The organism is Cellvibrio sp. (assembly GCF_053579595.1).
The window spans coordinates 1-3,165 of the sequence record NZ_JBRFPI010000466.1; the positions used below are offsets into that span (position 1 = coordinate 1).

The 3,165-nt window shown below is 50.6% G+C and carries 3 protein-coding genes; all 3 read right to left on the bottom strand.

Features of this window, described 5'->3' with window-relative positions:
* Nucleotides 1-129 precede the first annotated feature (129 nt).
* Entirely contained in the window at nucleotides 130-1,302 is a 1,173-nt protein-coding gene (locus tag ACWA6V_RS19790; protein ID WP_449524102.1) for a DnaT-like ssDNA-binding domain-containing protein, read from the bottom strand.
* A gap of 184 nt (nucleotides 1,303-1,486) precedes the next feature.
* Nucleotides 1,487-2,311 carry an MBL fold metallo-hydrolase gene (locus ACWA6V_RS19795; RefSeq protein ID WP_449524103.1) on the bottom strand — a complete coding sequence of 275 codons (825 nt, stop codon included), beginning with the start codon at nucleotides 2,309-2,311 and terminating at the stop codon, nucleotides 1,487-1,489.
* Between the two features lie 97 nt (nucleotides 2,312-2,408).
* On the bottom strand, nucleotides 2,409-3,165 hold a 757-nt coding region (locus ACWA6V_RS19800; RefSeq protein WP_449524104.1), incomplete at its 5' end, for a sensor histidine kinase.

Below are 3,165 nucleotides of genomic sequence, written 5' to 3' on the forward strand. Positions count from 1 at the left end.
TCGTTATCTTTAAACGCGCTGTAATACTGGTTGTGGTAATTGATACGGAACAGGGCAAACACCTGGTTGATCGCGTCTATATGTGCATCAGTTGGAGTGCTGCTTTGCTCGCGCTGTGAACGCGTGGGATCAGCTGGCCCAGCTGCGGTCGTTGAGTTGTTCTGCGAGGCTGCTATCTCTTGTGCGACCTGATGAATGAGGGAGTTGCTGTCCTGCATGATTAACCTGCTGCGAATTGACGGTTGTTAATGCGTGTTGTTTGGCCCAGTGAAATTTCACATGCTGCAAAAATTTGGTGTTCCAGCTTGCATAAACCTGGTTGCTGTCGCGCCAGAATAAAACAAATTCGGTAACTTGCTGTTGAGCAAACTTTAAATCGATATTGGCCAGCTTGAGCACATCGTAAACATCTTTGCTCGGCTGCCAATCGTCGGGAATGCGTTTGGGTTCGGTATCGTGCTCCAGTGCCGAGCTGTAGCGCATCCACTGGCGTTTAACGTGCTGGATAAATTTGCTGTTCCAGGTGCGGCCGACATCGCCGCGCTCTTGCCAATAGACCACAAATTCCGGAATTGAATCTTCTACAAACGCGAGGCTGATGCTCGCGTGTTTCACCAATACTTCGAGCGCATCTTTGCTCGGGCGCCACTGGCTGTGCATCGCCGTTTCAAGATCGCGATTTAAAAATTCGGTATCGCGCTCGCGCACTTGTCGTTCACTGTCTTCACGTTTTTGGCGGGCAATTTGGGTTTCGTAACTGCGCCATTTGTGCAGCACATCTTTTAAAAATTTTGCACCCCAGGAGTGACTGGTCTCGCCGCGTTCGCGCCAGTAAGTTACAAACTCCGGCACCTGCTGACGGACAAATTCCGCCGGGATATTGTGCTGGGCGATCTGCCGCAGCAATTCCTGATCAGGCTGCCAGTAGGGTGCGATCAAATTAGCACCGGTATTGATCGCCGGTGCTGCAACCAGCGCATCGCTGCTGCCTCGGCCTGCTTCATCAAACGCCAGCGTCAGGCGGCGGCTTTCCACATAGGGTGCGGACGCCAGCACAATGATGCCCTTATCCTTGAGGTTGCGGCTGATTCGCTGTACATCGTAATCCGTCCAAAACGGCATAGCGCGGCTGACCCAAGTTTCATCCAAATCCAGCCACTCGCGCCCGTTGGACGCTACAAGCGGTAAATAGGTCGCCATATCGCCCAAAATCGACAACATACACGCCTCCTCCAGCCCGATAGTGGCGGCGAGGGACGGGGAAATCAGCAGCGGGCGTTCGGGAATCAGCGATGAACTCATGGCTCTCAGGTCGCAGTTGACCAAGTAACGGCAAAGGTGGGAATTGTAGGCGGATAGGGTAGTAGATGCCAGCGTTGTTGGCTGACCAAGTGCGTCTGGCTAAGGGGCGGCGGGTACCCCTTTAGAAATGCTATTAATGCTGGTGTTCACGGGTGAGAGTGGCAGGTAGTTGGCAAAAACTGGACTACTGCTTATACCCCGCTTTACCCGCATCAAAATGCTGTTGGTTCATTAGATCAATACCGCATGCCAGGTTGCTGATCCAATCGAGGAAGTTGTTGACCATCGCGCGGCCAACGAAGGGGCTGCCGTGCTGCGGTACCATCATTTCTACATCTATTTGTCGCACCATATTCGCCCAGAGTCGACAGGCTTTGTTGCTGGCCATATAACGTTGATGAAAGCCGAGCATATGGGGGATGTGTGATTCAAAATCGACCACTGGTTGTTCGGCGTGGTCTTCAATTAATGAGGCGCCCATGTCGCCGCTGAATAAAATTTTGCTTACTGGATCGTAAAAATGGAAGTTGCCTACCGAATGTAAAAAATGGGCGGGCAAAACAATCATTTCGCTGCGACCAAATGCGATAGTGCCGCCGCTATCCGGCATGGCGATAATGCGGTCATCCAAATTGTGATTCAGTTGCTGGGTGACAAATTGTGAGGCCAAGTGCGGCAGAAAACGCGACCAGAGTTTGGATGTGACGACCTGACATTGGGTGTGCATCATCCAGCGTGGGAGTGAGGCGATGATGTCCGGGTCTTGATGTGATGCAAAAATGTAATCCAGTTGATTAGCTTTCACCCGCTTACTGATTTCAATATTCAATGGTGTATAGGTCAAATCGCCGCCTGGATCGATAAGCGCGGCACGTTGATTGTCAATAATTAAAAACTGATTAGATTGAATGCCTTCGCCGACGACTAAATCCGAAAACTGAATGCACAGATGTCCGTCCTTGTTGTAGAGGAAGTGTGCTTTATCGTGATTAGGGGTTGCCTGGCTCATGCTGATGGGTCCTGAACAGAGAGTGGACAAGCATAAGTTTTTTTCCGGAAGGCACTTTGATGCGAGTCAAGCCGATATCAAATACGTGCCATGGCTATTATTGGCGGGTGACTGCAGGTATTTGTATTTGAAACCCCGCCCCTTGGCTCTGGTCCGCATCTATCACAATGTCCCCACCCAATTTCTGCGTCACTAAATTATAAACAATCGACAAGCCCAAGCCCGAGCCTCCAGTGCGGCGCGCGGTGGTAAAAAAGGGTTCGAAAATTTTTGGGCGAATATCATCGGCGATGCCGCAGCCATTGTCGCGGTATTGAATTGTGATCTGTTCAGGTGTTTGGTTAAGTTCAATGCGAATTTGTTTGTCGGCCGTATGGTGGAAGGCGTGGTGAATGGAGTTGGTGATCAGGTTGGTGACAATTTGGGCGATGGCGCCGGGGTAGCTGTTGAGCGTTATATCTGCGCCTGGCAAAAGCTCGCAATTGATGTGATTTTTTTTCAGCAGTGGGTGCAGGCTTTTTAAGGTGAGGTCGATACAGCTGCGCAGTTCAAATTGTTCTTCTTCGTTGGCGGTGTGAATAGAGCCAGATAATTTAAAATTTTGCACCAGGGTGGCTGCGCGGTTGAGGTTGGTATTAATTAACCCCAACCCATCTTCTAGCCCCGCTAAAAATTGGGCGAATTCTTCTTCATTGAGCGCTTCATCTTTGTAAAGTTTTTGCACGCGTTTTAATTCACTGGCGCAATGGCTCGATGACGTGACAGCAATACCGAGCGGAGTGTTAATTTCATGGGCGAGGCCTGAGACCAAACGGCCGAGCGAGGCGAGTTTTTCGCTCTCGATCAGTTTTGCC

Excerpts from the sequence above, each read along its gene's own strand:
- ACWA6V_RS19790 (WP_449524102.1), bottom strand. The coding sequence starts at position 1,302 with ATGAGTTCATCGCTGATTCCCGAACGCCCGCTGCTGATTTCCCCGTCC.
- ACWA6V_RS19795 (WP_449524103.1), bottom strand. The coding sequence starts at position 2,311 with ATGAGCCAGGCAACCCCTAATCACGATAAAGCACACTTCCTCTACAAC.